We start from the raw sequence: 23,007 nt of genomic DNA on the forward strand, positions 1-23,007 counted from the left end.
CGAAGCAACGCCAATATCAAAAGCACCGCATGTTCCGCAACGGAGTCCGCGTTGCCTCCATTGGCCGAGACGTTAGCCACTGCAATCCCTAACTCATCTGCCGCAAAAACGTCAACGCCTTCCAGGCCGACCCCCCATTGCTGCACGAGGCGGCAGCGGCTTGTCTCAAGTAGGTGGGAATCGACACCGTGCATTTTTGGAATCAATACATCTATATCGTCGGGAAGGGTCTTTAGATCCTCTCCTGACCACACAATCACTTCATCACCGGCATCGACTGGCAACGCTTGCCGAAGTGCCTCTGCAGTATCGGGAAAAGTCTCGCCACAGAACACAATGCGCATATTATCTCTCTGAACCAGTAAGTATGGGTGATATGTCAGTAGCTATTAGAGGTCTATATTCCAGCGTGTGCGCTATCGAATGTCTATTGCTCTTTGTGATAATAAGGTGGGTGCTGAATGTGGAGTACCACGCAGACGATAATGCTTTTCGAACTTGAATTTATTTCAATCGGCGCGAAGGAATCGGGCACGGTATCCGCAAGATCGAGCGTCTGTAGAGCCAGCGTGTTCGCGACTGGCTCAAATCCTGATGCTTATCGAACCAGGTTTACCTTAGCTAGATCTATGAGTTGTCTGGCCCGGCCATCAAGGACAGCTTTTAGCATGAAAAGCCCGAAACCTTGCGCTTCGGCAAATGTGGTTTTTGGCGGCATGATCAGTTCTTGTCTTTCGCTGACAACGTCCACCACCACGGGGCCTGGATGACAAAAGGCTTCCTCCAATGCACCGGCCAAATCCGAACTTTTTTCAACCCGGATGCCCTTGATACCGATGGCTTGTGCCATTGCGGCAAAGTTCGGGTTCTCCAGTTCACAACCGACGTCCAGGAAACCGTGGGCTTTCATCTCCATTTCCACAAACCCCAACGTGCCGTTGTTAAGCACGATGATTTTCACCGGCAGTTTCATCTGTCTCAATGTCAGGACATCGCCCATCATCATTGCGAAGCCACCATCGCCAGACATAGAGACAACTTGGCGACCAGGGAACGCGCACTGCGCACCGATAGCCTGGAGCATTGCATTGGCCATAGAGCCGTGGTTGAACGAACCGATGAGGCGGCGTTTGCCGTTCATTTTCAAATAGCGTGCAGCCCAAGCAGTTGGAGTGCCGACGTCACAGGTAAAAATGGCATCTTCCGACGCTAGTTCACTCACCAGGCGGGTCACGTACTGCGGATGAATCATCGTGCCGTCTGAGCCTGCTTCCGCCAGCGCGTCCAAGTCAGCGCGAGTTTCCCTGTAATGCTTCAGGGCAGCATCAAGATGAACGCGGTCATTGTGCTCCTCTAGCAGAGGAAGCAGTACCTCGAGTGTGGGTTTCACTTGGCCAACCAAACCCATGTCTAAGCTGCACCGGTTTCCAAGTGCTTCAGCGCGAATATCAACCTGGAAAATGCGTGCGTCTTTTGGATAAAACTGCCGGTAAGGAAAGTCGGTGCCCAGCATCAGTAAAGTGTCGCAATTCTTCATAGCGGCGTAGCCTGATGAGAACCCGATTAACCCAGTCATTCCGACATCATAGGGGTTGTCGTACTCAATGAATTCCTTGCCACGAAGCGCGTGTACAACGGGAGCTTTCAGCTTCTGAGCCAAGCTCAAGATGTCCTCCTGCGCGCCCGCGCAACCCGCCCCGCAAAGCAGAGTAATTTTTTTGCCTTTATTCAGCATGAAAGCGAGCCGCTCAAGCTCTTCCCGGCGGGGATGGATGACAGGCTCGCTGGGCACAAGCCAACGCGGTACCGGCACCAGGATAGGCTGCAAAGCGACGTCCCCCGGTAGCACCACTACTGCTACCCCTTTTTTTGAAAGCGCCGCACGTATCGCGCGCTCCAACACCTGCGGGAGCTGATCAGGTCGGGAAACCAATTCAACGTAATGGCTGCATTCCTTGAACAGTACTTCCGGGTGCGTTGTCTGGAAGTATTCGATCCCTATTTCGGTGCTTGGGATGTGGGCTGCAATCGCCAATACAGGTACACGGCTTCGGTGAGCATCGAAAAGCCCGTTGATGAGGTGAAGGTTTCCTGGGCCACAGCTACCCGCACAAACCGTCAGTTCGCCGGTAAGGTGTGCTTCTGCGCCGGCAGCAAACGCAGCTGCTTCTTCGTTGCGCATATGAACCCAGTCGAAGGATTCATCCCGGCGCAGTGCATCCGTAAATCCGTTGAGCGAATCGCCTACGACACCATAGATGCGCTTCACTCCTGCGCCACGCAAGGCTTCAACGACAAAGTCCGACACTGTTCTGGCCATCTTATAAACTCCTCTAAGTAAAGTTCGTGACTACAGGAACAACCGCAGTTGAAGCCATTGCCGCGCCAAGTCCCGTATTCGCCATATAGCATCGAATTGCGAGGCTATTTGATTTAGAAGGGCGTATTACAGGCCATATTGATTGGCGACGGCATCGCAGGTGAAATTTAGACCATCGTTTGAATGATCTTAGGCGAAAGCCACGCACCGATCTCTTACACATAAGTATCGGCCCAAGTCATCAAATTGCTTTACTGATTGAAACGCACCACTTGGACGCTTCCCTTAGGCTTCGCTTTTTCAAGTTCCGGAATAACAAGATTCTGTGTTGATCACCGCCATCCGGCAATTGGCCAATACCATTGTGTAATCGTCCCGCTTTGAATGCTCTGTTTTGATACTCCTGATTTAGATCCAGACCTAAGTGACCGAGACACTGGAAAAATGCCCATGCGTTCTAAGATCAGGAGACAGAGATGGAGGGCGGCAGAGCGTTGTATACCGTCAGGGTTCACACGAAAGGGCTTCGCAGCGGGGGGTACTCTCGCAGTGATGACGGCTGCTTGAACATCAGGCACTCGCTGCCGAGTTTCGATAGCAGCGGAACGAACTCGGAACAGCTCTTTGCCGCTTGCTGGTCCGCCTGTTTTGACGCGGCACTTGGCCTTGCGGCACTGAAGCAGAAGGTGACGCTGCCGGTTGATATTTCTATCGATGCCGAGATTGACCTTTGCCTCAGTGGAGAGGCGTATTTTCTATGCGCCCGGTTGAACATCAGCTTGCCGGGACTGGACCGCGAGGTAGCGCACCGACTGATCTACAGCGCGCACCAGACATGCCCTTACTCGAAAGCCGTCCGCGGCAATGTCGATGTTCAGCTCAGTCTCCTCTGAACTCATTGCTAATCACTTCCCCACTTCGGATACACGTGCAACGGTCGTGTGAAGCGCGAAGTTACAAAGCATGGCGGCCGTGACGTCTGGTGTCGCGCTTCCCTGTTCAGCACATCTGATGCAATTTTTTTTCAACAACCAAGAGTAGGGTCCGATAATGAAAAAATTGACGACAGCAGCCGGCGCGCCCGTGGGCGATAACAACAACTCTCAAACGGCTGGTCCTAGAGGACCTGTGTTATTGCAGGACGTTTGGCTGCTCGAGAAGTTGGCGCACTTCGATCGTGAAGTTATTCCTGAGCGCCGAATGCACGCAAAGGGATCAGGCGCATTCGGCACTTTCACCGTTACTCACGACATCACCCGCTACACAAAAGCAGACTTATTTTCGAGCATTGGTAAGACCACGGATGTATTCGTCCGATTTTCTACCGTGGCCGGCGAACGTGGAGCCGCCGACGCCGAGCGTGACATTCGCGGGTTTGCCATCAAATTTTATACCGGCCAAGGCAACTGGGATTTGGTGGGCAACAACACACCGGTGTTTTTTCTGCGGGATCCGTTGAAGTTTCCAGACCTCAATCACGCAGTCAAACGTGATCCACGTACAAATATGCGTAGTGCCAGAAACAACTGGGATTTCTGGACACTGCTGCCCGAGGCTTTGCATCAGGTGACGATCGTTATGAGCGACCGCGGATTACCGTACTCATATCGACACATGCACGGATTCGGCAGCCATACGTTCAGTTTCATTAGTCCGGCGAACGAACGTTTTTGGGTGAAGTTCACCTGGAAAACCCAACAAGGCATCAAGAACCTGACTGATCAGCAAGCCTGCGAACTGGTCGGCGATGATCGCGAAAGCGCACAGCGGGATTTGTACACCAGCATTGAGGAAGGTCGTTTTCCCCAATGGAAACTCTACGTTCAAATAATGCCAGAAGCGGAGGCTGGGTCTTATCCGATCCATCCTTTCGATTTGACCAAGGTCTGGCCGCATAAAGATCATCCCCTGATCGAAGTCGGTGTCCTCGAGCTCAACCGCAACCCGGACAACTACTTTGTCGACGTCGAACAAGCCGCCTTCAACCCTGCCAACGTCGTGCCTGGCATCAGCTTCTCACCAGACAAAATGCTTCAGGCTCGATTGTTTTCCTATGGCGATGCGCAACGTTATCGCGTCGGCGTTAATCATCATCAGATTCCGGTAAATGCCCCCAGATGTCCAGTTAACAACTATCACCGGGACGGGCTGATGCGTACCGACGCAAATGCCGGAAGCATCATCGGATATGAGCCCAACAGCCATGAACAATGGGTAGAGCAACCCGACTTCCGCGAGCCTCCTCTATCACTGCAAGGAAGTGCCGGGCACTGGAACCACAGAGAAGACGACGACTACTTTTCTCAACCCGGCGCCCTATTTCGGCTGATGGATTCAGTCCAGAAACAGGCGCTGTTCAGCAACACTGCGCGATCAATCCGCGGGGCTACCGCAGAGACGAAGCAACGCCACATCAATCACTGCACACAAGCTGATCCGGAATACGGATCAGGCGTGGCCCAGGCAATTAAACTACTAGGTTGATCGAAGCGCTATCAGCAGGAGCAAATAGGAGCTCCGCTCCGTTTGCTCTCGCCCTTTCCCGCTAGCCCCCATCATTGAAATTGACCCCAATGCGACTCAAGAAAACACTGCCGAAGGCTCAGTCTATTGAATGCCGTTTCAGTGTCCTGCCGGCGGCGAAAGGGATAGTGCCTTATGGCGTACGATGCGCCGGTCTTTTGAATTTTTGCACCGCTCAGGAACCCACGTTAATGGGTTTCACTACTTACACCTTGATGTAATAGACACCTGCGCACTCAATCGCTAAAACGTCGCTCGTTATGGGACATGGCGAAATGCTGAGGATCTATGGTGAGTCAGATGGAACACGTTGATCACATTCTGATAGTCGACGATGATCGCGAGATTCGAGAGCTGGTAGGTAACTACCTAAAAAAGAACGGTTTGCGAACCACGGTCGTGGCGGACGGCCGACAGATGCGCTCCTTTCTTGAGTCCTCTACCGTGGACCTCATCGTGATGGATATCATGATGCCGGGGGACGATGGACTGCTCTTATGTCGAGAGCTTCGTTCAGGCAAACATAAAAGCATACCGGTCCTGATGCTGACCGCACGCAACGAAGAAACTGACCGCATCATCGGCCTGGAAATGGGAGCTGATGATTACCTGGTTAAACCCTTCGCAGCCCGTGAGCTGCTTGCACGTATCAATGCCGTACTGCGCCGCACGCGCATGCTGCCACCCAATTTGATTGTCAGCGAGGCTAGTCGCCTGCTTGCGTTTGGTAAGTGGCGGTTAGATACCACGGCGCGTCATTTGCTCGATGGCGAGGGCACTATCGTCACCTTAAGCGGAGCGGAATACCGTTTGCTGAGGGTATTTGTCGATCACCCCCAACGCGTCCTGAGCCGCGATCAATTGCTCAATCTGACCCAGGGGCGCGACGCAGATCTCTTCGATCGCTCCATCGATTTGTTGGTAAGCCGTCTGCGCCAACGCTTGCTGGACGACGCCCGCGACCCAGCCTACGTCAAGACCGTGCGCAGCGAAGGGTATGTTTTCACCTATCCGGTGGAAATTCTAGGAGAGCAGTCATGACGCCGCTGCGGTGGCCAAGAACGTTGGCCTCGCGACTGTCGTTGATCTTTCTCGTCAGCCTTGTAGCAGCTCATGGACTATCTTTTGGGCTGCAATTTTATGAGCGATACCAAAGCGCGATGACACTGATGCTGGGCAATCTGGAGCAAGACTTGACGACCACTGTGGCAATGCTTGAGCGCCTGCCCGCTGCTGAACGTCAAGGCTGGCTGCCGCGCTTTGAGCATCCAAACTATCGCTATCAACTGGACGAGGGCCAACCAGGTACGCCGATGAACCTTGCCTCCGCCCCGGCGTCTGTTCGCTCAATGGAAGTTACACTAGGACAAGATTACGACCTTAGCTTTACTGATATTTCTGACCTGCGTCCGCATTATCAAGCGCACCTACGCCTGAGCGACGGAAGCCCGCTGACGATTGATGTTCGGCCCAAAATATCCCCGCTGTCGCCATGGCTACCGTTGTTGTTAATCGTGCAACTGTTGCTACTATTCGGCTGTACATGGTTCGCAGTACGAACTGCAATACGCCCCCTGACTCGTCTATCAAAGGCAGTCGATACTCTTGATCCGAACGGGGGCGGAACTCGTCTTGATGAGGCAGGCCCTATAGAAGTGGCCTATGCAGCAGTTGCCTTTAATACCCTGCAGGAGCGCATCGCGACTCACATAAAAGAGCGCATGCAACTATTGGCTGCCATTTCTCACGATTTGCAGACCCCCATCACGCGTATGAAACTGCGCGCCGAGTTCATGGAAGACTCCGTAGAGAAGGACAAACTCTGTAAGGACCTGAGCGAGATGCAGCATCTGGTTCAGGAAGGGGTGGCATACGCGCGCAGCATGGATGGTTCAACTGAGACCAGCCGCCGGCTCGATCTGCATTCTTTCCTCGACAGCCTAGTATTCGATTATCTGGATACTGGAAAAAGTGTGGTTCTAAACGCGGAAATCGGCACCGTTATCGATACACGGCCGCATGCACTGCGACGAGTGCTGGTGAACCTTGTGGACAATGCGCTGAAGTTTGGCACAGAGGTCCAAATCACCGTTGAGCCCCAAGCGAACAAGAGCTTGGTGATCCAGATCTTGGATCGTGGTCCAGGAATTCCCGAGGACCAATTGCCAGAAGTGATTAAACCGTTCTATCGCGTGGAAAGCTCGCGCAACCGTGACACGGGCGGTACAGGGCTGGGCCTGGCAATTTCTCAACAACTAACGCTAAAACTTCAAGGTACTTTAATACTGTACAACCGAGAAGGTGGCGGACTGTGCGCTCAACTGACACTACCCAGTAGCTCGTCTGATTCTTCAAGGAGGAATAGCACCACCGGATAAGGCGGTGCCATTCATTTTCTGCGCCAGCCCATTGGCTGCACCGACTATTCACGAATCAGAAACGCCCGCGGGGACTCTCCCATCGCCCGACGAAACATTGCGCTAAACGCACTTGCACTAACATAGCCCAGATCCCGGGCAATCAACCCGATTGACTCGCCCTTCTCGAGCCGGTTCAAGGCGCTGACCAATCGCACTTGTTGCACCCAATGGCGGAAAGTCAGGCCTGTTTCCTTGAGAAACAGGCGGATTAACGTGCGCGAACTGGCACCGACTTTGTCTGCCCAATAATCTACGTTGCGAGCGTGTCCTGGCGTATCGAGAATAGCGTTGCACACCACCAACAGCCGGCGGTCTACCGGCCACGGAATCTCAAGCGGCAATGTTCGTGCAGACTCCAGTTCACTAAGAATCAGAGCTACGACGTGACTATTGCGGCCCTCGAGTAAATATTCGATGGGTTCACTGGCCAGCACCAGTATCAGTTCGCGTAATAGCAGAGAAACGTCCACGACTCGGCAGCTGTCTCCGTAACTGGCGGCGACGTCGGCTTCTATGTAGATGGAACGCATCTTGACCGGGCTGAGCATCAATTGGTCATGTTCTTCTCCGGCGGGTATCCACAGAGCTCGTTTAGGCGGGAGAAACCACAGACCACCGAGGGTCGCAACACGCATGACACCGCTGATGGCATACAACAACTGGCCATGGCAATGTGTATGCGGGGGATTGTATTCCCCTGCCATCTGGTTGCGAGCCAACGCCGTCATCAGCCGCGGTACGTCCTGATAGTCCAGGTAATCCACACTGCGCCCGTCCAAATCTTCGGCTTCGCTGACAATCCGTATTTTTTGCTTCATCAATCACACTCACCAATTGGGTTGCAATGCCGAAGCCTCTGACATTGTCACTTTGAAGACATAAGCTGGCACCTGCCGATTCTTTTGTAGCGCTACGATCGCCCTTGATCAAATTTCAGACAATAAGGGTACGTAGAAAATGGCCCCCACCAACACCTCTCCTAATGCAGCCGATAAACATAGTGTGCATGCAGTCATCGGCTTATTGGTTCTTTCCATTGCATTACGTCCTGCAATTGTTTCCATCGGTCCCATCTTGCTGCTGATTCAAGACCAATATGGTTTGACTTTTACCCAGGCGGCATTGCTGACCTCAATACCAGATGTATGCATGGGCGTCTTCGCCTTACTGGCACCCAATCTAAGCCGGCGCTTTGGTACCGACCGTTGCGTAATTGCAGCGTTGGTTTTGCTGGGCGCTGCTTGCTTGGTGCGGGCAATATCTCCGGATACCGTTTTTCTATTGCTCAGTACATTTCTGGTCAGTATCGGAATCGCAATTGCTGGTGCTCTCATCGGCGGTTGGATAAAAGCACACTTTCCACATCGGCCAGCATTCTTCATGGGTATCTATGCTGCTGGCCTTAGCGTAGGAGCAACTCTATCTGCGTTATTCACTGCGCCGATTACTGAGTTCGCTCAAAGCTGGCGGGTGGGTGCCGGGATCTGGAGCTTACTGTGCGTCACAGCTGTAATAAGCTGGTTGTGGATGGCCCGACGGTTCGTAACTTCCGCACCGAATGTCAACACCGTTGATAACCGGCCGTCCGTGACCGGGATGCCGTGGAGCAACCCTCAAGCGTGGCTCGTAGCGTTGTATTTCGGCTCAAGTCAATTCGTGGTCTATGCCCTCTTCGCCTGGTTAGCACCCGCATCTACCGAAACCGCTCTAACGCCCCTGCCCGCCGGAGTGTTACTTGGGCTATTTACAGCGGTGTTTGCAATCGCAAGTGTCGGTGCTGGCCTGATCCCTGGAAGGGCCCATGACCGTCGTGGTCTTTTGGGAGTCACCACCGCACTTGCACTCATCGGTACGGCGGGCATGGCGTTTGCTCCAGAAACTTCGCCGATTCTTTACGTATTACTTGTGGCAACCGGTCTAGGCATGTCTTTCACAGTTGGGATGACGTTGCCACTGGACAACTCCAAAACGCCTGCAGAAGCCGGGGCTTGGACCGTCTTCATGCTTTTCGTTGGCTACTTAATTGCAGCGTTGGGCCCCGTCTGCTTCGGCGCACTGCGTGACTATACCGGAAGCTACGAGCTTGCTTATGACATGCTGTTTGCAGTACTTCTTTTTATGCTGTGCCTGACGCCAATTCTGAAGCCTGCATCCGAAACAGAATTACGGGTGTCGGCGACGTGACATCGCAACGGTTTAATGCCGACGCGTACAGATGAGCCTGAAAAAGAGACCGGATGTGTCAAAGGTCTCCTGAAGGGAACATCTGCGGGGGACATCAATTGTCCTGGCCGCACCCTTGACCGGCGGTAAGATAATCCAGCACATTGGACTTGCCAGCCGAGTCTAAATAAGCCAGCCGCGCGTTAACGACACCGCAACCGGATGAAGGTGTTTCGCTGACTGAAGTGACTTTAGCAATGTCCAAGTGATCGCCGTACATGTAGGCGTGCGGAGTTACATTCTCCTGGGCATTTGCTGCGACGGCGCCGAGGCTAACGATGGAAAACAGTGAAGCGATGCTGAGGTTCTTCCAGTTCATGAAGACATCTCCAGTTATTGAATGAGTGATCCAGCAAGACAGCTTGTGCTGCTGCGATGAGTCCCATTTAACGCCGTTAATGTATCCCTTATGTGTCACTAACTTCCGCAAATTAAACAGTTCGTATCGGGAAAGCCTCAGATACATGAAATTACGATTTCAGCTCATCCAAACAGGACTATTTAACCGAAGGTAACATCGGCCTAGTGTTTCGCGAAATGTAGTAAAAACATGCGGATTGTTGACCACCTCTTGACTTAAAGGCAGACACAAAAACACAACTACCTGAAAAAGCCTCAGGTAGTCATGCGCATACTTGGGATTTCGTCAGGGCTGTGCTCAGACGAGATTGAGGACAACGTCTATATTTCCGCGAACAGCTTTCGAGTAGGGACATGTCTGATGCGCGGTATCGATCAGGCGGAGGGCTATATCACGCTCTACACCCGGCAGGCTAACGTTAAGCCGAGCACGCAGGAAATAGGCATCACCTTCGAGGCAAAGATCGACTTCGGCATCAATAGCGACGTCGGTCGGAAGCTCGACTTTAAACTTGCGCGCCGCGAGCCCCAGCGCTCCGTCAAAGCATGCCGACCAGCCAGCCGCGAAGAGTTGTTCTGGGTTGGTACCGTTGCCTTTGATACCCGGTAGCGAATGGCGGATATCCAACTTTCCGTCGTCGCTTCGTGAAGTGCCCCCATCGCGAGCACCTGTGGTGTGTACTTTAGCGGTATAAAGGATTTTCTTGGATGTCATATTGAAGCTCCTTATTTTATGGGAAGACGCATGCCGGATGCGTTGGTGAATCAGAGCAGACCCTTGGTTACCTCTCGATTGCACGAAGGTATCGTTCCCCCAAGTCTGGTTGTTGGTTCCCTAATCGCTGGCGGTAACTCTGTAATTTCACTGTCCCGCTGGGTCGGCCGGATTACGATACGTGGGAGCCACCGAGGTAGCGGAAAATGCAGGGCTGTCGGCGTGGTTCGTCCGACAGCGAGGGCGGGTAGTTGATCGGGTGTCATTTTGGAGATGGGCCCTTGTAGGCGTTGGCAAGCAACTACTACAAGGGGTGGTAGTGTTTAAGGGACATCATTCAAACCGCCTGGTTACCCAACATCTGACCTTGCTGCGTGCGGCTAGAACCATCGGCAGCTACCAACTGACCCTGCGGCGTACGGCTAGAACCATCAGCAGCTACCAACTGACCCTGCGGCGTACGGCTAGAACCATCAGCAGCTACCAACTGACCTTGCGGCGTACGGCTTGAGCCGTCCTGTACCAGGAAGTCACCACCGCCCTGCGCGTTCAAAGGGGTCAACTGGAAGCATGTGCTGCTGCCGCAGGAGCTTTGTTCAACAGCGGCGTTGGCATGAGCGGCGGCACCAGCCAGGGCGAAAGCAGCGGCGGTCAAAAAGCGAGTCACGTTGTTCATGGTTTTTCTCCTGGTTCAAAGGGGATTAGCAATCGGTAAGTGGAGGACTCAGTTGTCACCAATGCAGCCGTCAGCGAACTTGCGGTAGTCCAGGACTTGGGTTTTGCTCTGGGAATCGAGATAGGTCATCTGGGCATTCACAACCCCGCAGGTGGGTGTGGCATCCTGTTTTAGCGACACCACTTTCTTGATGTCCAGGTGGGTGCCATAGGTGTAAATCTCAGGCGAGACGCCTGCTTCGGCGCGGGCGGACAACGTGCAGATGTTCAGGGCGGCAAACAGGCAAGCGGCGTAGATTGCTTTGGTGTTCATGGTGATCTCCTCAAGGCTTCAATAGCTAGGTTGTGCAATTGTGCCGAGGCGGTTGGGTTTGCCTCGATGGGGCCTATTAGAAGGCTGAGAGGTATCTGGTCTGTGTCGAAAACAGGGTTGTTCAAATCGATCCATATCAGAGCCGCCCGGAAATACACATCGATACAAACCTCAAGGGATTTTTGGCGCTCTACCAGTTCGCCACGGCTGGCACACCCTAAAAATTATTATTGACTGATCAGTCCAATATGCTTATGGTTTCGCCATGGCCAGATCTAAAGAATTCGATATAGAAGTAGCGCTTGACGCGGCAGTCGAGGTTTTCCGCGAGCATGGCTTTGCGGGGTCATCCACGCAGATGCTGACGACCACAATGAAAATCGGTAAACAGAGTCTTTACGATACGTTCGACGGCAAATGGCAGCTGTACTGCTCTGCGCTAAAAAAGTACGGCGCATCAGAAACGGCGGCTCATATCGCGTTGTTGCGAGGGAGTACTAGGGCTATAGAAGGCCTGGAGAAAATGCTTGAACGAGTAGTCGCGCAAGCCAATCGCCCTTGCCTTGGCATCGGTTCGATTGTTGAGTTCGGCAGTAACGAAGAAGATCTGAATCAAATACGCGAGCCATCTGGTCGAGCTTTACGTACCGAATTAGTGAAAAGTATTCGCGCGGCGAAGACTGTTGGCGATCTGTCAATTGATCTTGATCCGGATTATGCAGCCGGTTTCCTGCTGGCAAACGTAGCGGCGATTCGAATCGCTGCGCGGGGTGGGGCGAGCGAGGCCGAACTGATCGCACTTTCTCACCTCACGCTTAAGGCTCTGAAATAAGCCTTTTTTTTCCCGATTCTGGAATGATCGTTCAAAAAACAGGTGCATTTATGAAAGCTATTGTCATGATCCAACCGGGTAGCTCCGAAGTAATTGAATATGTCAGTGTTCCGACCCCTACTCCCGATGCCGGCCAGGTACTCGTAGAGGTCAGTGCAGCCGGGGTCAACTTCATGGACATTGGCGCCAGACAAGGAAGTGTCTGGCGGGATGTGCCAAACCCCAAGCGCCTTGGAGTCGAAGGAGCCGGCCGGGTTTTATCTATCGGAGAAGGAGTAACAGGGATTTCACCCGGACAGCGCGTCGCATGGGTCTACGTGCCTGGTAGTTATTCGGAAAAAATCGTTTGCCCGGCTTCCTCGCTTGTCACCATCCCAGAAGGAATAGATGATCGAACCGCCGCTTCGGTGATGATGCAGGGGCTGACAGCCAGCCACTTCACATCAGATTTCTATTCTGTCCAACCAGGTGACATTGCTTTGGTGCATGCAGCATCGGGCGGCCTCGGTTTGCTGCTGACTCAAATGATCAAGCTTAAAGGTGGGCATGTCATCGGACGAGTCTCTTCACCCGACAAAATTGCAATTGCAAAACAATCGGGTGCCGACCATGTGATCGTTGACACGGAGGGCAATTTTGCCGAGGAAGTTATCCGACTTTCAGGCGGTCAAGGTGTACATGTGGTTTATGACGGCTCTGGTCCGAAGACATTCCAAGGGTCTCTCGATTCGCTCCGGATATCAGGGACTTTCTGTTGGTTCGGTCCGGTTCTTGGTGCACCGGATCCAATAAAACTTATGAGCCTTCCCAAGAGCATAAAGATCGGTTACGCCACCTTTATGGATCACGTACGTACGCCAGAGTTATTGCGCAACCATTCCGCCAAACTTTTCGACATGATCCTGGCCGGAAAACTCAATATCAGGATCGGCGCACAGTACCCATTAGCGGACGCGGCCAAGGCACATTTGGATATGGAAAGCAGGAGCACCACCGGAAAGCTATTGTTAATCCCCTCACAGTCATAGCGCTGAGGGGGGCGGCGGAAATATCTTTGACAAGTAAAATAACTTTATGCGCAACAACGCATAGTGACACCGCCCCTGTTCGGACAGTACTTGCAACAGTAAGCAAAACTCCCTTCAACTTCGCAGAATGAGGGCAGGTTCTCTTCCTGCCCTCATTCCCGGGCATCAACTTTAAGCCAATTCAGCCTTCACCATATCAATCTTCGCTTTGATCGCTTGTTGTTCCGCTCTGGCTTTTTCCTTGGTCAACTCCTCGACTCTTTTGTCTAGGGCAGCTTGCTCTTCGGGAGACATTTTTTCATATTCCTCCTTACTCACGCCCGTCAATTGCTCTCTAAGCTTCTCGGCATCTGTTTGGTTCATGTAATCCGTGAATAATTCCGACGCGGTTTTCTCGGATGAGGGTGGGGATTGGTAAGGACTTGTAGCCAGTTCATTACCTGCTACGTCATTACTGTTTGCGGAAAATGTGGCGTCATGATTATGAAATGTTGCAATGGGCGACGGGGCCGCGTCTGTAACCTCAGCGCCCTCGGATTGGGATGATGCCTTCCTCAAATTTACCATCATCTTCGCGAAAGCCTCATCGAAGTCCTTCCTATCATCCGAGCCCGCCGTCGAAGTGTCGGTTTTGCTGACTCCAGAAAATCCAGACTGAGAGAATTGGACGGGTGATGCTAGGTTAAAAAGCGAATCCTTTTGTACCATATTCGTATGTATGGCGGTCTTGTTCCAAGACGCCACAGAGAGGTCGCGGCTTCCAATTATCATGAGGAACTCCTTATATAGAAAAATTATATAAATATTGCATTTCAAAAATAGCAAAAAATGTGCCACTCAGATGCAAATTTCGCTAAACCACAGTTTCAAATACTTCTAGCTCGTTTTTCCCAAGAACAGCGCAGGCGCCGATACAAATCGTTAATTAAGGCGGCAATATGTTGCCGCTGCATGTGACTTTTTTGCCGCTCAGCCTCAGGGCGTTTACGTACCAAAAGGTGCGCACTCCTAGCGTCGCATTATCTAAACCGAGTTCGATTATCTCAAAGCGGAAAAGCGTTGACGTATTTGTGAAGAGTGCGTTGGGATGATGAGTGGACATAGCAGATACGTGTTGTCCCCTACCCTCATAACTATGCCCACCCAGCGTGTCTACTATTAAGCGCTAACACCGCATAACTGGTAAGTCTCATCCTGTGACGTCATGCTCCAGCTGCAGCACTCAAACTTTGGCAACCTCCTTTTTCCCGGTTGCTTGATCAGTTGAACAGATGACGTAGAGGTATCCGATCATGGCCGAAGTTTATCGCGTGAGTTGTCTTAGCACAGCCGAGCGGCTTGGGAACGACGAATTGCACGCCTTGATGGCGGGTGTCGTCAGGCGTGACCGGCGTGAGTCACGACAACTCTTTGCGGCAGTGACACCCTTACTCATCGCCTTCTATGAAGGCCAAGTGCAGGCCGGGCGAATCAAGCGTGGAGCCACAGCTGGCCTGGTTCAGGAAGCTTTCAAGGCGCTCTACCTTGGACAGCCAGGTTATGACCCGAACCTACCGTTCCGGGCGTGGGTTCTCGATATCGCACGATCAACTCTACTGGGCAACTCGGGCTCAGAAGTCGTTTTCGACGCTCTTGCAGGTGTGGCGGTGCGCAACTGCCAGCAAGCCATGCAAGTGACGTGATTCGATGTTTCGATGCCGCGTTATCAACGCCAGGAAGTATTCATGATCAATATCGAAAAAACCCTCTACACCGGTCACACCTACACTACAGGAGGTCGAGAGGGCACCGGCCGCAGCCATGATGGACGACTTGACCTCAAGCTATCTCCACCCGGCGCGCCCGGAATAGGCACCAACCCGGAACAATTGTTCGCAGTCTGCTGGTCAGCCTGCTTTCTCGGTTCTCTGCGCCATGCCTGCAATGCTCGCAGGATCGCCTTTCCAGTGATGGCCGGTGTCGATGCTCAAGTCGATCTGATCCATGGCGAACAGGGTTTTACTCTGCAGGCCCGACTGGTCGTATCGTTGCCTGACATCGAGTCGGACACCGCTTTGCAACTTATTGAAGCGGCAAACCAGAACTGCCCCTACTCAAAAGCCACGCGCGCCAACATCCCTGTGAGCATCACACTTGCCTGATTTTCCGCCCTTTGCTCAATACCTTCAGCAGAAGCAGAAGCAAAGGAAACCGCCTGCTTCTGCCTCGCAATCAATGGCTATTCGAAACACCAGACGGGAACACAATATCCCGCCAAACCCAGGCTAATCCGACACAATACTTTTGGCCTCAAGAAACGATTCCAGACCAAAGACGCCGAACTCCCGGCCGACACCGGACTGTTTGACTCCGCCAAACGGCGCAAGCAGCTCTGGCGCGATTCTGTTGACCAACACCGAGCCGGCCAGCAGCCGGGCCGCCAGGCTTTGGGCCTGTTCCGGTTGCCGGGAAAATACATAGGCCTGCAAGCCGTAGACACTGGCGTTGGCAATCTCGATCCCCTGTTCTTGCGAGTCATACGCGATGATCGACAGCACCGGGCCGAAAATCTCCTCTTGCGCAATGTCCATATCACCGCTGACGTCTGCAAAGACCGTTGGCCTTACGAAATAGCCCTTGTCCAGGTTGATCGGCCTGCCCTCCCCGCCGGTAATCAGCGTCGCGCCTTGAGCCTGCCCTCGGCGGATGAAACCTTGTACGCGGTCGAATTGCGCCTGACTGACCAGAGGCCCGATAACGGTGGCGGGATCCTGGGGATTGCCGACGACCATCGCTTCGACTAGGTATTTCACACGGTCGATGATCTCCTCGGCGTGCTTGCGCGGCACCAGCAGGCGCGTGCCGGCGACACACGCCTGACCGTTGTTCATGAAGGCGGCATTGAGTGCCAAGGGAATGGCGGTGTCGAGATCGGCATCATCAAGGACGATAGAGGCCGACTTCCCCGTGAGCGACAAGCTCACTCGCTTCATGGTCTCGATAGCGGCGCGTGCAATGAGCTTGCCGGTGGCGGTAGACCCGGTGAACGAAATTTTCGCAATGTGTGGGCTGGTGCTGAATTCGTCACCGACATCACTGCCGCGCCCCAATAGAATATTGAAAATCCCTTTGGGCAAATCTGCGCGATGCAATGCCTGGGCGAGCACATTGGTTTGCAAGGGACTCAACTCGCTCGGTTTGATGACCGAGGCACAGCCGGCCGCAATGGCCGATGCCAGTTTGCTGCATATCGTCCCGGCGGTGCTGTTCCAGGGCGCAATCAACGCCGCTACGCCAACCGGCTCCATCACCACGGTAGCGTCGCCGATCGAACGAATCAGGTCGTAGTCTTTCAACACCTGCGCCGCATTGGCAAACGACTGCGAAGCGTAGCGACTGACCCATTGCGCACGGGCGAACGGTGCACCGTACTCCTCAATGGCGGTATCGCGAATTTCATCCGTGCTCGCCAGCACCGCAGTTTGCAACTGCCTAAGCATGTCGATACGCTCGGCCTTGGAGGTGCGGCCCATCGCGACTTGAGCACGCGAAGCCGCCGCGATTGCACGCCTGGCATCTTCACGATTAGCCAAGGTCACCGTACCGATGACTGCCTCGGTCGCGGGGTTGATGCATTGCACCGTTTCATTTCCCTGAACGGGAACGAATGCTCCATCAATGTAACTATGATTGATCTTCCACATCTTGGCGTACCTGATCGAATGCGGTTTACCCCGCGAGGAGCACCAACGCCCGGTATGCCCAGGCGTTGGCCAGGCCCAATAAAACTCCCGCGGTTCAGCCTGGCATCGGCTCGCGGCTGAAGGCTTGCACCTCCTCCACCAGGCCTTGAGCTGCCATCATCACCAGTTGCCGGCCTTTTTCCGGTGACGCTTGCGCCGGGTCCGATCCCATGCGGCCATCCGGGTGACGGGCACGGAAATCGGCAGCCTCTCGAATGGGCCCCCAATTGGCGATCTGTGGCGAGTAGTCAGCTGACTTGATGGCGTGCGGATAGGCCCACTGGGTCACGGCAATTTCCGAAGGCGTTGCATGAATGCCGTGTCCTGTCGGGAACTGGTCCTTCGCCAGGTCATTGATCCCTTCCAGATCCCACCAGTTGCACAGCTTCAAGGCAAAACCCGCCGGGCGACGTGCGAAACTCGCTTCGGCGTAGAGTTCCGAAAACGCCGCTTCGATCGATGCAATGTTGCCGCCATGGCCATTGAGAAAAAAGATTTTTTCAAAACCGTGGGCAGCAAGCGAGCGAGTCCAGTCACCGATGGCGGCGATGAATGTCGAGGGCCTGAGCGTGATCGTTCCAGGGAAACCAAGATGATGCTGCGCCATGCCGACATTGAAGGTCGGGGCAATCAGGATATCCGCTGACTCCTGCGCCTGATGGGCGATGATTTCGGGGCACATCCAGTCCGTCCCCAGCAGTCCGGTAGGCCCGTGCTGCTCGTTGGAACCGATCGGGATAACGATGGTGCGGCTGCGCTCGAGAAATTTTGCGATTTCGGCCCAGGTCGATAGATGTAAAAGCATCTGCGTTCTCTCTTTGGAAAGGTCCCTTGCGGAACACGATGGGTGTGAAGTTCAAAGCGCCCGATCAACTTGCGGTGCATTCAAGACCCGATCGCGATGCGCCAGCGGTTTGCTCGCGATGATCACGAATGCGGCGCACAGAAACACGCCGCCGACAGCGACGATGCCAGGGTTCATGCTTGCTGTTGATGTCTTTGCCCAACCGATCACTGCAGGGCCCCAAAAGCCGCCGCACAGACCGATGGTATTGATCAGAGCGATGCCGCCCGCTGCCGCTTCGCCCTTGATGAGTTCAGAGGGTATTGCCCACAAAACCGTGTAGGCCATGAACATCATGGCGATCGCCAGCGTCAGCAGAACCATTGATAACATCAGGTGCCCATCGGCAACAGGATACAAAAGTATCAGTAGTGCCCCGACGCCTGCCGGGACCGCGCAGTGGTAGCGGCGCTCGCCGAAACGGTCGGAGCGGCGCCCGATCCAGTACATGCCGGCTGCCGCTGCCACATAGGGAATCGCGGCGCACCAACCTAGCTGCATCATGTCGTGGATGCCTTGCGCTTTAAGGATCGCCGGGAGCCAGAAGCTCATGGCGTAGATCGAAAAAATAATGCAGAAATAGGCGCACGCCAGGATGTAAATCCTGCGATCGCGCAACACCGCTCTGAAAGAGTGCGCCCCTCCCGGAGAAGCCCCCAGCTCACGCTGCAGCATTTGCTTCTCCTCGATGCTCAGCCAACTGACGTCGGCGGGATGGTTGCAAAGGTAAAAATAAGCAAACACACCGAGCAAAACGCAGGGAAAACCCTCAATCAGGAACATCCATTGCCATCCTGCAAGGCCACCCACACCCTCAAATGTGGAAATCAGCCACGCTGAAAGCGGACCGCCAATAATTCCGCCCGCCGGACCTGCGATGAACACAATCGCAATGGCCCGGGCCATTCTTTTGGGGCCGTACCAGCACGACAGGTAATAGATCATCCCAGGTGCGAAACCGGCTTCAAAAACGCCGAGCAGAAAGCGCATGGCGTAGAACGTTGGCACGTCGCGCACGAATAGCATGCAGGCCGATGTGATGCCCCATAACACCAGAATGCGACTGAAGGTTTTTCGTGCCCCCACTCGAGGCAGCATCAGGTTGCTGGGCAGCTCGAACAGCACATACCCCAGAAAAAAAACGCCTGCACCGACACCGTATGCGGCGTCGGACAGCCCCAAGTCGTTTTGCATTTGCAGTTTGGCAAAGCCGACGTTAATTCGATCCAGATAGGCAAATACGTAGCAAACGAACAGGAGTGGCAACAGGCGCCAATTGAGCTTGCGGTACAACTTTGCGAGGGCGGCACTGTCTGTGGGCGTCACTATGGTCGACATGTGAGTCTCCAGTTTTTCTTGTTGGTCTGACGTGTGGAGAGATGTTGCGCCGACGGCGTAAATAGCAGCAAGAGCAACTATGTTCATGTATCGTTGCCCTGAGAGCAACGGAGGATTCACAAGGAAACACTAGTGCGCGAAATCAACCAGCAACGCTTGCGGTATTTTCATGAGGTGCTGATCCACGGATCGATCCGGGGCGCAGCGGACAGCATCAACACTTCCCCGTCAGTGATTACGCGTCAGATCAAACTGCTGGAAGAAGAACTAGGCATCCGGCTGTTTGAACGCCAGGCCCGGGGCGTTCAGCCCACCGAGGCTGCCGCGCACCTGCTGGAATTCTGGCGAGGCTATCGATCGCACCAGGAAAAGCTTGAAGATCAGCTCCAGGCGATCAAGGGTCTACAGTTGGGACACGTGCGGGTCGTCATCAGTGAGGGCTACGTCGATACACTGGTCGACCACGTCCTCGCGCCGTTCTGCAAACAGTTTCCCAAGCTCGATATCCGGCTGGACATCCTGCCTGTTGACGACGTCCTCAACGAGATTGCAGAAAATCGCGCGCATATCGGCCTGGCCTACAATCCTCCTCCCCACCCCCACATCGACTTTCGAGCGACGTCCCGACAACCGGTGATGCTGGTGGTTCGCCCGGACCACCCATTGGCTTTGAAAGGGGCGATGGCTACCGTCGCCAATTTGCTCGACTGCCAACTGGTGCTCACTCCAACCACCTTCGGTATCGGGCATGCGCTGAAAATGCTCGAATACGCCGAAAAGATAGAAATCCGTCCAGCTCTGGTCAGCAACTCATTGGCCGCCCTAAAGCGCCTTGTTGCATCCGGCGAGTTTGCTTCGTTGCTGGGCGAGGTGGCGGCCTATCGGGAAATCGCACAAGGCAGTCTCTCGGCCGTAGCCGTCGACCATCCACTGTTCCAGAGGGTCGAGGCGAAACTGTTGGTGAAGTCCGGACGCCCGCTGGCGGCCCCCGCTCAAGAACTGCTGAACTGGATGCTGAAGCGCTTGCCGATGTTCGCTTCCAGCAATCCTGATCACCCATGAGAAACGCGACATTGATCTTCAGCTGGGTTGACAATGAAGGTGTTGAATTTAATTCGGCTTGCCATGCCAGCCCTCCACATATCCATAAACCCGGCAAGTTCCGGATGATCAAAATGTGCACGCATCAGACTTTCCGATTCCCAGTAACCGCTGACGATCCAAGAGTTTTTCGCCCGACGATTATCAGTAATCGCGTATCCCATACAGCCTGATTTGCCAAGGAGTTCACGAACAATGTGAGGAAGTATCGAGCAGACTTCACCCACTCGCCCGGGTGCGGCATCGATTTCGACGGTATTGATTGCTGAAATTAACATTCTCAACTCTCCTGTATGACCTACCGGAAATTCTGCCGTATTCACACTGTTCATCGGTTACCTGATCGAGGTACTCGGGGCGCTATTGCGGTATTGCTCCTGATGCCCGGCAGCACGCCAATGCTCAACACGTTGCACGGCGATATCTACAGATGTCCAACAACTGATCAGGGCAATACCGCAAGACAGCTGGGCTCAGGCCAGATATCCGCCGTCGACCGTCAGGCTCGCGCCAGTGACAAACGAAGCATCCTCACTGGCAAGGTACGCTGCCATACCAGCGATCTCGTCAGCGGTGCCGAGCCTACCCAGCGGCACCAGTTTGATCACGTGATCGAGATAAGGCGCATCGGCCGGGTTCATGTCGGTCGCCGTCGGACCGGGTTGAATGTTATTGACGGTGATGCCGCGCGCGGCGAAATCCAGGGCCAGACCACGCACTAAACCAACCAGTGCGGCCTTGGTCATCGAGTAGGCGCTGGACCCGGGAAAACCGCTACGTGCGCCGGCGACACTGCCGATGGTGATGATTCGGTCACCGCGACTCATGACCTTGGAGCAGGCCTGAATCGCCACATAGGCGGCACGTACGTTTACCGCGTACATGTTGTCGAGCGCCTCGACACTGAACTCTTCTACTGACCCGAGCCCCAAAATTCCGGCATTGTTCACCAGGATGTTCAGCGCACCGAAGTGTTCTACCGCGGTACTGACGGAACGCTCAATATCCTCTGCGATCCGGCTATCGGCCTTGATCGCCAGCGCCCTGCCCCCATGTGCCCGGATATCGGCAACAAGCGCCTCGGCCTTCACATCGGATGCCGAGTAAGTGAAGGCTACTGCAGCGCCCTCCACAGCCAGTCGGCGCACAATTGCAGCACCGATGCCGCGCGAGCCACCGGTAATCAAGGCAGTCCTGCCGATAAAACGTTGTGAGTTGCTGTTCATTTTCTTACCTTCCACTGAGGTTCATTAAAAACGCGCACCCGCACGCCGATGAGCATTACTTCGCCGTGGCGGCTTTTTCGATCAGATGGGCAACCGGTCCCGGGTTCGAAACCATCACGACATGGGACGCGCCCTTGACGACCTCCACACCTTTGGCGGCGGCGCGCTTGGCCATGAATGCCATGGCTTGCGGCGGGATGTTCTTGTCCTTGTCGCCATAGATGTACCAGGACGGAATATGCTTCCAGGCAGGTGTGCCAGACTGTTCGTTTAGCGCCGCTTCCGTCACCGGGCGCTGGGTGGCGGCCATCAATGCCGCCTCTTTCGTAGGGACGTCAGCGGCGAACTGGTCGTGAAACTTGTCCTGCTGGATGTACAAGTCCTTGCCGCCATCGGCCAACGGTACAGGCGCAGCCAGGGTTGGACCCAGCGTGCTGCCCGGGAATTTGCCTGCCAGCCCGGCGACCGTTTCCCCAGCCTCGGGTGCAAACGCACTGACATACACCAGCGCTTTGACGTTGGCATGATCGTTGGCCGCATCACTGATGACGTTGCCTCCATAGGAATGGCCGACCAGTACTACAGGCGAATGAATACTCGTCAGCAATGCCGAGATGGCCGCGCCATCGCTTTTTACACCGCGCAGTGGGTTGGCGGCAGCAACCACCGGGTAACCATCTTTCTCGAGAATCTTCACCACCCCATTCCAGCTCGACGCATCGGCAAAGGCGCCGTGGACGAGCACGATCGTGGGCTTTTCAGTTTGTGCCCAGGCGTGTGTACCCACACTCAGGCTGACGGCGACGGCCAGCGCGGCCACTACTTTTTTCATTGCAATCTCCAGGTTTGACGGGAAATCAGGGGGCGAAGCGAGTGAAGACAAAATCGTGATTGCGCACTCGCGCCTGGTGACAGGCGAAGCAGGTTTGATGCTGGGCTTCATCGGCCGGTTTATCGTTGATAAACCGACCGAATCCCCAGCCTCCGGTTGCTGCATATTTCTTCGAGTCCTTGACCATGACCTGCACGGTCGTGGCCGCGCCCGGGATGGACGCCGGCTCGAATTCCGGGGACTGCACATGCTTCCAGGCAAGCTTTACCAGTACCGTGCCGTCAGGGAATGGCAACGTCGAACCCTGATATGCCTTGATGGCCAGGTCATTGCCCAGCACGGCTCGCAGTTCGTCCAACGGTGCCGCTTCCTGCGCCGGGGCAATCATCGGCCACAAGCGATAGTTTTCAGGCAACTTCACGCCATAGATCGGTGAGGCTTCGCCATGACCGGCGTCGCCCAGGGCGACACCGGTGGCGGTCAATGCGGCGCTTGCAATGGCAGCCGACATCACTGCCAGATATTTGAGTTTCAT

General features: G+C 54.4%; 24 protein-coding genes and 1 pseudogene. 10 read left to right on the top strand and 15 right to left on the bottom strand.

Going from position 1 to position 23,007, the window contains the following annotated elements; genetic code table 11:
* Nucleotides 1–344, bottom strand: a pseudogene (locus AACY18_RS02720) (hypothetical protein); the annotation flags it as partial.
* Nucleotides 345–598: 254 nt separating this feature from the next.
* Entirely contained in the window at nt 599–2,320 is a 1,722-nt protein-coding gene (gene poxB / locus AACY18_RS02725) for a ubiquinone-dependent pyruvate dehydrogenase (RefSeq protein WP_339464126.1), read from the bottom strand.
* A gap of 476 nt (nt 2,321–2,796) precedes the next feature.
* On the opposite strand from poxB, the gene AACY18_RS02730 reads away from it, so the two are divergent.
* The 4 genes from AACY18_RS02730 to AACY18_RS02745 all read left to right on the top strand — a co-directional run bounded on the left by AACY18_RS02730 (nt 2,797) and on the right by AACY18_RS02745 (nt 7,221).
* Entirely contained in the window at nt 2,797–3,213 is a 417-nt protein-coding gene (locus AACY18_RS02730) for an Ohr family peroxiredoxin (RefSeq protein WP_339464127.1), read from the top strand.
* A 157-nt stretch (nt 3,214–3,370) separates the two neighbouring features.
* On the top strand, nt 3,371–4,804 hold the full coding sequence (locus tag AACY18_RS02735) for a catalase (RefSeq protein ID WP_339464128.1): 1,434 nt from the start codon (nt 3,371–3,373) through the stop codon (nt 4,802–4,804).
* Between the two features lie 339 nt (nt 4,805–5,143).
* Nucleotides 5,144–5,884, top strand: coding sequence for a response regulator (locus AACY18_RS02740; RefSeq protein WP_123419598.1), 741 nt, complete (start codon nt 5,144–5,146; stop codon nt 5,882–5,884).
* Nucleotides 5,881–7,221 (top strand): sensor histidine kinase, encoded by a 1,341-nt coding sequence (locus AACY18_RS02745; RefSeq protein WP_339464130.1) that lies wholly within the window; start codon nt 5,881–5,883, stop codon nt 7,219–7,221. Before AACY18_RS02740 ends, AACY18_RS02745 begins: the two co-directional genes overlap by 4 nt.
* Before the next feature lie 44 nt (nt 7,222–7,265).
* On the opposite strand, the gene AACY18_RS02750 is transcribed toward AACY18_RS02745, so the two are convergent.
* Nucleotides 7,266–8,081 carry an AraC family transcriptional regulator gene (locus AACY18_RS02750; RefSeq protein ID WP_339464132.1) on the bottom strand — a complete coding sequence of 272 codons (816 nt, stop codon included), beginning with the start codon at nt 8,079–8,081 and terminating at the stop codon, nt 7,266–7,268.
* Nucleotides 8,082–8,220: 139 nt separating this feature from the next.
* Between AACY18_RS02750 and AACY18_RS02755 the strand changes: the two genes are divergently transcribed.
* Nucleotides 8,221–9,447, top strand: coding sequence for an MFS transporter (locus AACY18_RS02755; protein WP_339464133.1), 1,227 nt, complete (start codon nt 8,221–8,223; stop codon nt 9,445–9,447).
* Between the two features lie 94 nt (nt 9,448–9,541).
* Here the strand turns inward: AACY18_RS02755 and AACY18_RS02760 are convergent, their stop codons facing one another.
* From AACY18_RS02760 to AACY18_RS02775, 4 genes are all read right to left on the bottom strand, one after another.
* Complete coding sequence (locus tag AACY18_RS02760; protein WP_339464134.1) at nt 9,542–9,805, bottom strand: DUF2790 domain-containing protein; 264 nt, start codon at nt 9,803–9,805, stop codon at nt 9,542–9,544.
* Nucleotides 9,806–10,144: 339 nt separating this feature from the next.
* A complete protein-coding gene (locus tag AACY18_RS02765; RefSeq protein ID WP_339464135.1) occupies nt 10,145–10,561 on the bottom strand; it encodes an organic hydroperoxide resistance protein in 417 nt (138 codons plus the stop codon).
* 337 nt (nt 10,562–10,898) lie between these two features.
* Nucleotides 10,899–11,237, bottom strand: coding sequence for a hypothetical protein (locus tag AACY18_RS02770; RefSeq protein WP_339464137.1), 339 nt, complete (start codon nt 11,235–11,237; stop codon nt 10,899–10,901).
* A gap of 48 nt (nt 11,238–11,285) precedes the next feature.
* Nucleotides 11,286–11,549 carry a DUF2790 domain-containing protein gene (locus AACY18_RS02775; protein ID WP_339464138.1) on the bottom strand — a complete coding sequence of 88 codons (264 nt, stop codon included), beginning with the start codon at nt 11,547–11,549 and terminating at the stop codon, nt 11,286–11,288.
* 265 nt (nt 11,550–11,814) lie between these two features.
* On the opposite strand from AACY18_RS02775, the gene AACY18_RS02780 reads away from it, so the two are divergent.
* Nucleotides 11,815–12,381: a TetR/AcrR family transcriptional regulator gene (locus AACY18_RS02780; protein ID WP_123419606.1), complete on the top strand. Its 567-nt coding sequence runs from the start codon at nt 11,815–11,817 to the stop codon at nt 12,379–12,381.
* Nucleotides 12,382–12,404: 23 nt separating this feature from the next.
* Nucleotides 12,405–13,409, top strand: coding sequence for a quinone oxidoreductase family protein (locus tag AACY18_RS02785; RefSeq protein WP_339464139.1), 1,005 nt, complete (start codon nt 12,405–12,407; stop codon nt 13,407–13,409).
* Between the two features lie 171 nt (nt 13,410–13,580).
* Here AACY18_RS02785 and AACY18_RS02790 read toward each other — a convergent pair whose 3' ends face one another.
* The gene (locus AACY18_RS02790) at nt 13,581–14,180 is read right to left on the bottom strand and encodes a hypothetical protein (protein WP_339464140.1); all 600 of its coding nucleotides are present in this window, start codon (nt 14,178–14,180) and stop codon (nt 13,581–13,583) included.
* A gap of 521 nt (nt 14,181–14,701) precedes the next feature.
* On the opposite strand from AACY18_RS02790, the gene AACY18_RS02795 reads away from it, so the two are divergent.
* Nucleotides 14,702–15,091: a hypothetical protein gene (locus AACY18_RS02795; protein ID WP_123419609.1), complete on the top strand. Its 390-nt coding sequence runs from the start codon at nt 14,702–14,704 to the stop codon at nt 15,089–15,091.
* A gap of 42 nt (nt 15,092–15,133) precedes the next feature.
* The gene (locus tag AACY18_RS02800) at nt 15,134–15,550 is read left to right on the top strand and encodes an Ohr family peroxiredoxin (RefSeq protein ID WP_123419610.1); all 417 of its coding nucleotides are present in this window, start codon (nt 15,134–15,136) and stop codon (nt 15,548–15,550) included.
* Between the two features lie 123 nt (nt 15,551–15,673).
* Here AACY18_RS02800 and AACY18_RS02805 read toward each other — a convergent pair whose 3' ends face one another.
* The 3 genes from AACY18_RS02805 to AACY18_RS02815 all read right to left on the bottom strand — a co-directional run bounded on the left by AACY18_RS02805 (nt 15,674) and on the right by AACY18_RS02815 (nt 19,313).
* Nucleotides 15,674–17,092, bottom strand: coding sequence for an aldehyde dehydrogenase family protein (locus tag AACY18_RS02805; protein WP_339464141.1), 1,419 nt, complete (start codon nt 17,090–17,092; stop codon nt 15,674–15,676).
* A 94-nt stretch (nt 17,093–17,186) separates the two neighbouring features.
* Entirely contained in the window at nt 17,187–17,936 is a 750-nt protein-coding gene (locus AACY18_RS02810; RefSeq protein ID WP_339464142.1) for a creatininase family protein, read from the bottom strand.
* Between the two features lie 51 nt (nt 17,937–17,987).
* Complete coding sequence (locus AACY18_RS02815; protein ID WP_339464143.1) at nt 17,988–19,313, bottom strand: MFS transporter; 1,326 nt, start codon at nt 19,311–19,313, stop codon at nt 17,988–17,990.
* A gap of 132 nt (nt 19,314–19,445) precedes the next feature.
* On the opposite strand from AACY18_RS02815, the gene AACY18_RS02820 reads away from it, so the two are divergent.
* Nucleotides 19,446–20,375: a LysR family transcriptional regulator gene (locus tag AACY18_RS02820; protein WP_339464144.1), complete on the top strand. Its 930-nt coding sequence runs from the start codon at nt 19,446–19,448 to the stop codon at nt 20,373–20,375.
* On the opposite strand, the gene AACY18_RS02825 is transcribed toward AACY18_RS02820, so the two are convergent.
* The 4 genes from AACY18_RS02825 to AACY18_RS02840 form a co-directional block, all read right to left on the bottom strand.
* Nucleotides 20,366–20,692 (bottom strand): antibiotic biosynthesis monooxygenase family protein, encoded by a 327-nt coding sequence (locus AACY18_RS02825; RefSeq protein ID WP_339464145.1) that lies wholly within the window; start codon nt 20,690–20,692, stop codon nt 20,366–20,368. The genes AACY18_RS02820 and AACY18_RS02825 overlap by 10 nt on opposite strands.
* Nucleotides 20,693–20,887: 195 nt before the next feature.
* Nucleotides 20,888–21,640: a 3-oxoacyl-ACP reductase family protein gene (locus tag AACY18_RS02830; RefSeq protein WP_339464146.1), complete on the bottom strand. Its 753-nt coding sequence runs from the start codon at nt 21,638–21,640 to the stop codon at nt 20,888–20,890.
* Between the two features lie 55 nt (nt 21,641–21,695).
* Nucleotides 21,696–22,472 carry an alpha/beta fold hydrolase gene (locus AACY18_RS02835; protein ID WP_339464147.1) on the bottom strand — a complete coding sequence of 259 codons (777 nt, stop codon included), beginning with the start codon at nt 22,470–22,472 and terminating at the stop codon, nt 21,696–21,698.
* A gap of 25 nt (nt 22,473–22,497) precedes the next feature.
* The gene (locus AACY18_RS02840; RefSeq protein ID WP_339464148.1) at nt 22,498–23,007 is read right to left on the bottom strand and encodes a cytochrome P460 family protein; all 510 of its coding nucleotides are present in this window, start codon (nt 23,005–23,007) and stop codon (nt 22,498–22,500) included.

Origin of the sequence: Pseudomonas sp. EA_65y_Pfl2_P74, from assembly GCF_963970575.1 — a bacterium.
GTDB lineage: Bacteria > Pseudomonadota > Gammaproteobacteria > Pseudomonadales > Pseudomonadaceae > Aquipseudomonas > Aquipseudomonas baetica_A.

Bases quoted from the DNA above. Each gene is read 5' to 3' on its own strand.
- poxB (WP_339464126.1), bottom strand. From the start codon at position 2,320: ATGGCCAGAACAGTGTCGGACTTTGTCGTTGAAGCCTTGCGTGGCGCA.
- AACY18_RS02730 (WP_339464127.1), top strand. From the start codon at position 2,797: ATGGAGGGCGGCAGAGCGTTGTATACCGTCAGGGTTCACACGAAAGGG.
- AACY18_RS02735 (WP_339464128.1), top strand. From the start codon at position 3,371: ATGAAAAAATTGACGACAGCAGCCGGCGCGCCCGTGGGCGATAACAAC.
- AACY18_RS02740 (WP_123419598.1), top strand. From the start codon at position 5,144: ATGGAACACGTTGATCACATTCTGATAGTCGACGATGATCGCGAGATT.
- AACY18_RS02745 (WP_339464130.1), top strand. From the start codon at position 5,881: ATGACGCCGCTGCGGTGGCCAAGAACGTTGGCCTCGCGACTGTCGTTG.
- AACY18_RS02750 (WP_339464132.1), bottom strand. From the start codon at position 8,081: ATGAAGCAAAAAATACGGATTGTCAGCGAAGCCGAAGATTTGGACGGG.
- AACY18_RS02755 (WP_339464133.1), top strand. From the start codon at position 8,221: ATGGCCCCCACCAACACCTCTCCTAATGCAGCCGATAAACATAGTGTG.
- AACY18_RS02760 (WP_339464134.1), bottom strand. From the start codon at position 9,805: ATGAACTGGAAGAACCTCAGCATCGCTTCACTGTTTTCCATCGTTAGC.
- AACY18_RS02765 (WP_339464135.1), bottom strand. From the start codon at position 10,561: ATGACATCCAAGAAAATCCTTTATACCGCTAAAGTACACACCACAGGT.
- AACY18_RS02770 (WP_339464137.1), bottom strand. From the start codon at position 11,237: ATGAACAACGTGACTCGCTTTTTGACCGCCGCTGCTTTCGCCCTGGCT.
- AACY18_RS02775 (WP_339464138.1), bottom strand. From the start codon at position 11,549: ATGAACACCAAAGCAATCTACGCCGCTTGCCTGTTTGCCGCCCTGAAC.
- AACY18_RS02780 (WP_123419606.1), top strand. From the start codon at position 11,815: ATGGCCAGATCTAAAGAATTCGATATAGAAGTAGCGCTTGACGCGGCA.
- AACY18_RS02785 (WP_339464139.1), top strand. From the start codon at position 12,405: ATGATCGTTCAAAAAACAGGTGCATTTATGAAAGCTATTGTCATGATC.
- AACY18_RS02790 (WP_339464140.1), bottom strand. From the start codon at position 14,180: ATGATAATTGGAAGCCGCGACCTCTCTGTGGCGTCTTGGAACAAGACC.
- AACY18_RS02795 (WP_123419609.1), top strand. From the start codon at position 14,702: ATGGCCGAAGTTTATCGCGTGAGTTGTCTTAGCACAGCCGAGCGGCTT.
- AACY18_RS02800 (WP_123419610.1), top strand. From the start codon at position 15,134: ATGATCAATATCGAAAAAACCCTCTACACCGGTCACACCTACACTACA.
- AACY18_RS02805 (WP_339464141.1), bottom strand. From the start codon at position 17,092: ATGTGGAAGATCAATCATAGTTACATTGATGGAGCATTCGTTCCCGTT.
- AACY18_RS02810 (WP_339464142.1), bottom strand. From the start codon at position 17,936: ATGCTTTTACATCTATCGACCTGGGCCGAAATCGCAAAATTTCTCGAG.
- AACY18_RS02815 (WP_339464143.1), bottom strand. From the start codon at position 19,313: ATGTCGACCATAGTGACGCCCACAGACAGTGCCGCCCTCGCAAAGTTG.
- AACY18_RS02825 (WP_339464145.1), bottom strand. From the start codon at position 20,692: ATGTTAATTTCAGCAATCAATACCGTCGAAATCGATGCCGCACCCGGG.
- AACY18_RS02830 (WP_339464146.1), bottom strand. From the start codon at position 21,640: ATGAACAGCAACTCACAACGTTTTATCGGCAGGACTGCCTTGATTACC.
- AACY18_RS02835 (WP_339464147.1), bottom strand. From the start codon at position 22,472: ATGAAAAAAGTAGTGGCCGCGCTGGCCGTCGCCGTCAGCCTGAGTGTG.
- AACY18_RS02840 (WP_339464148.1), bottom strand. From the start codon at position 23,007: ATGAAACTCAAATATCTGGCAGTGATGTCGGCTGCCATTGCAAGCGCC.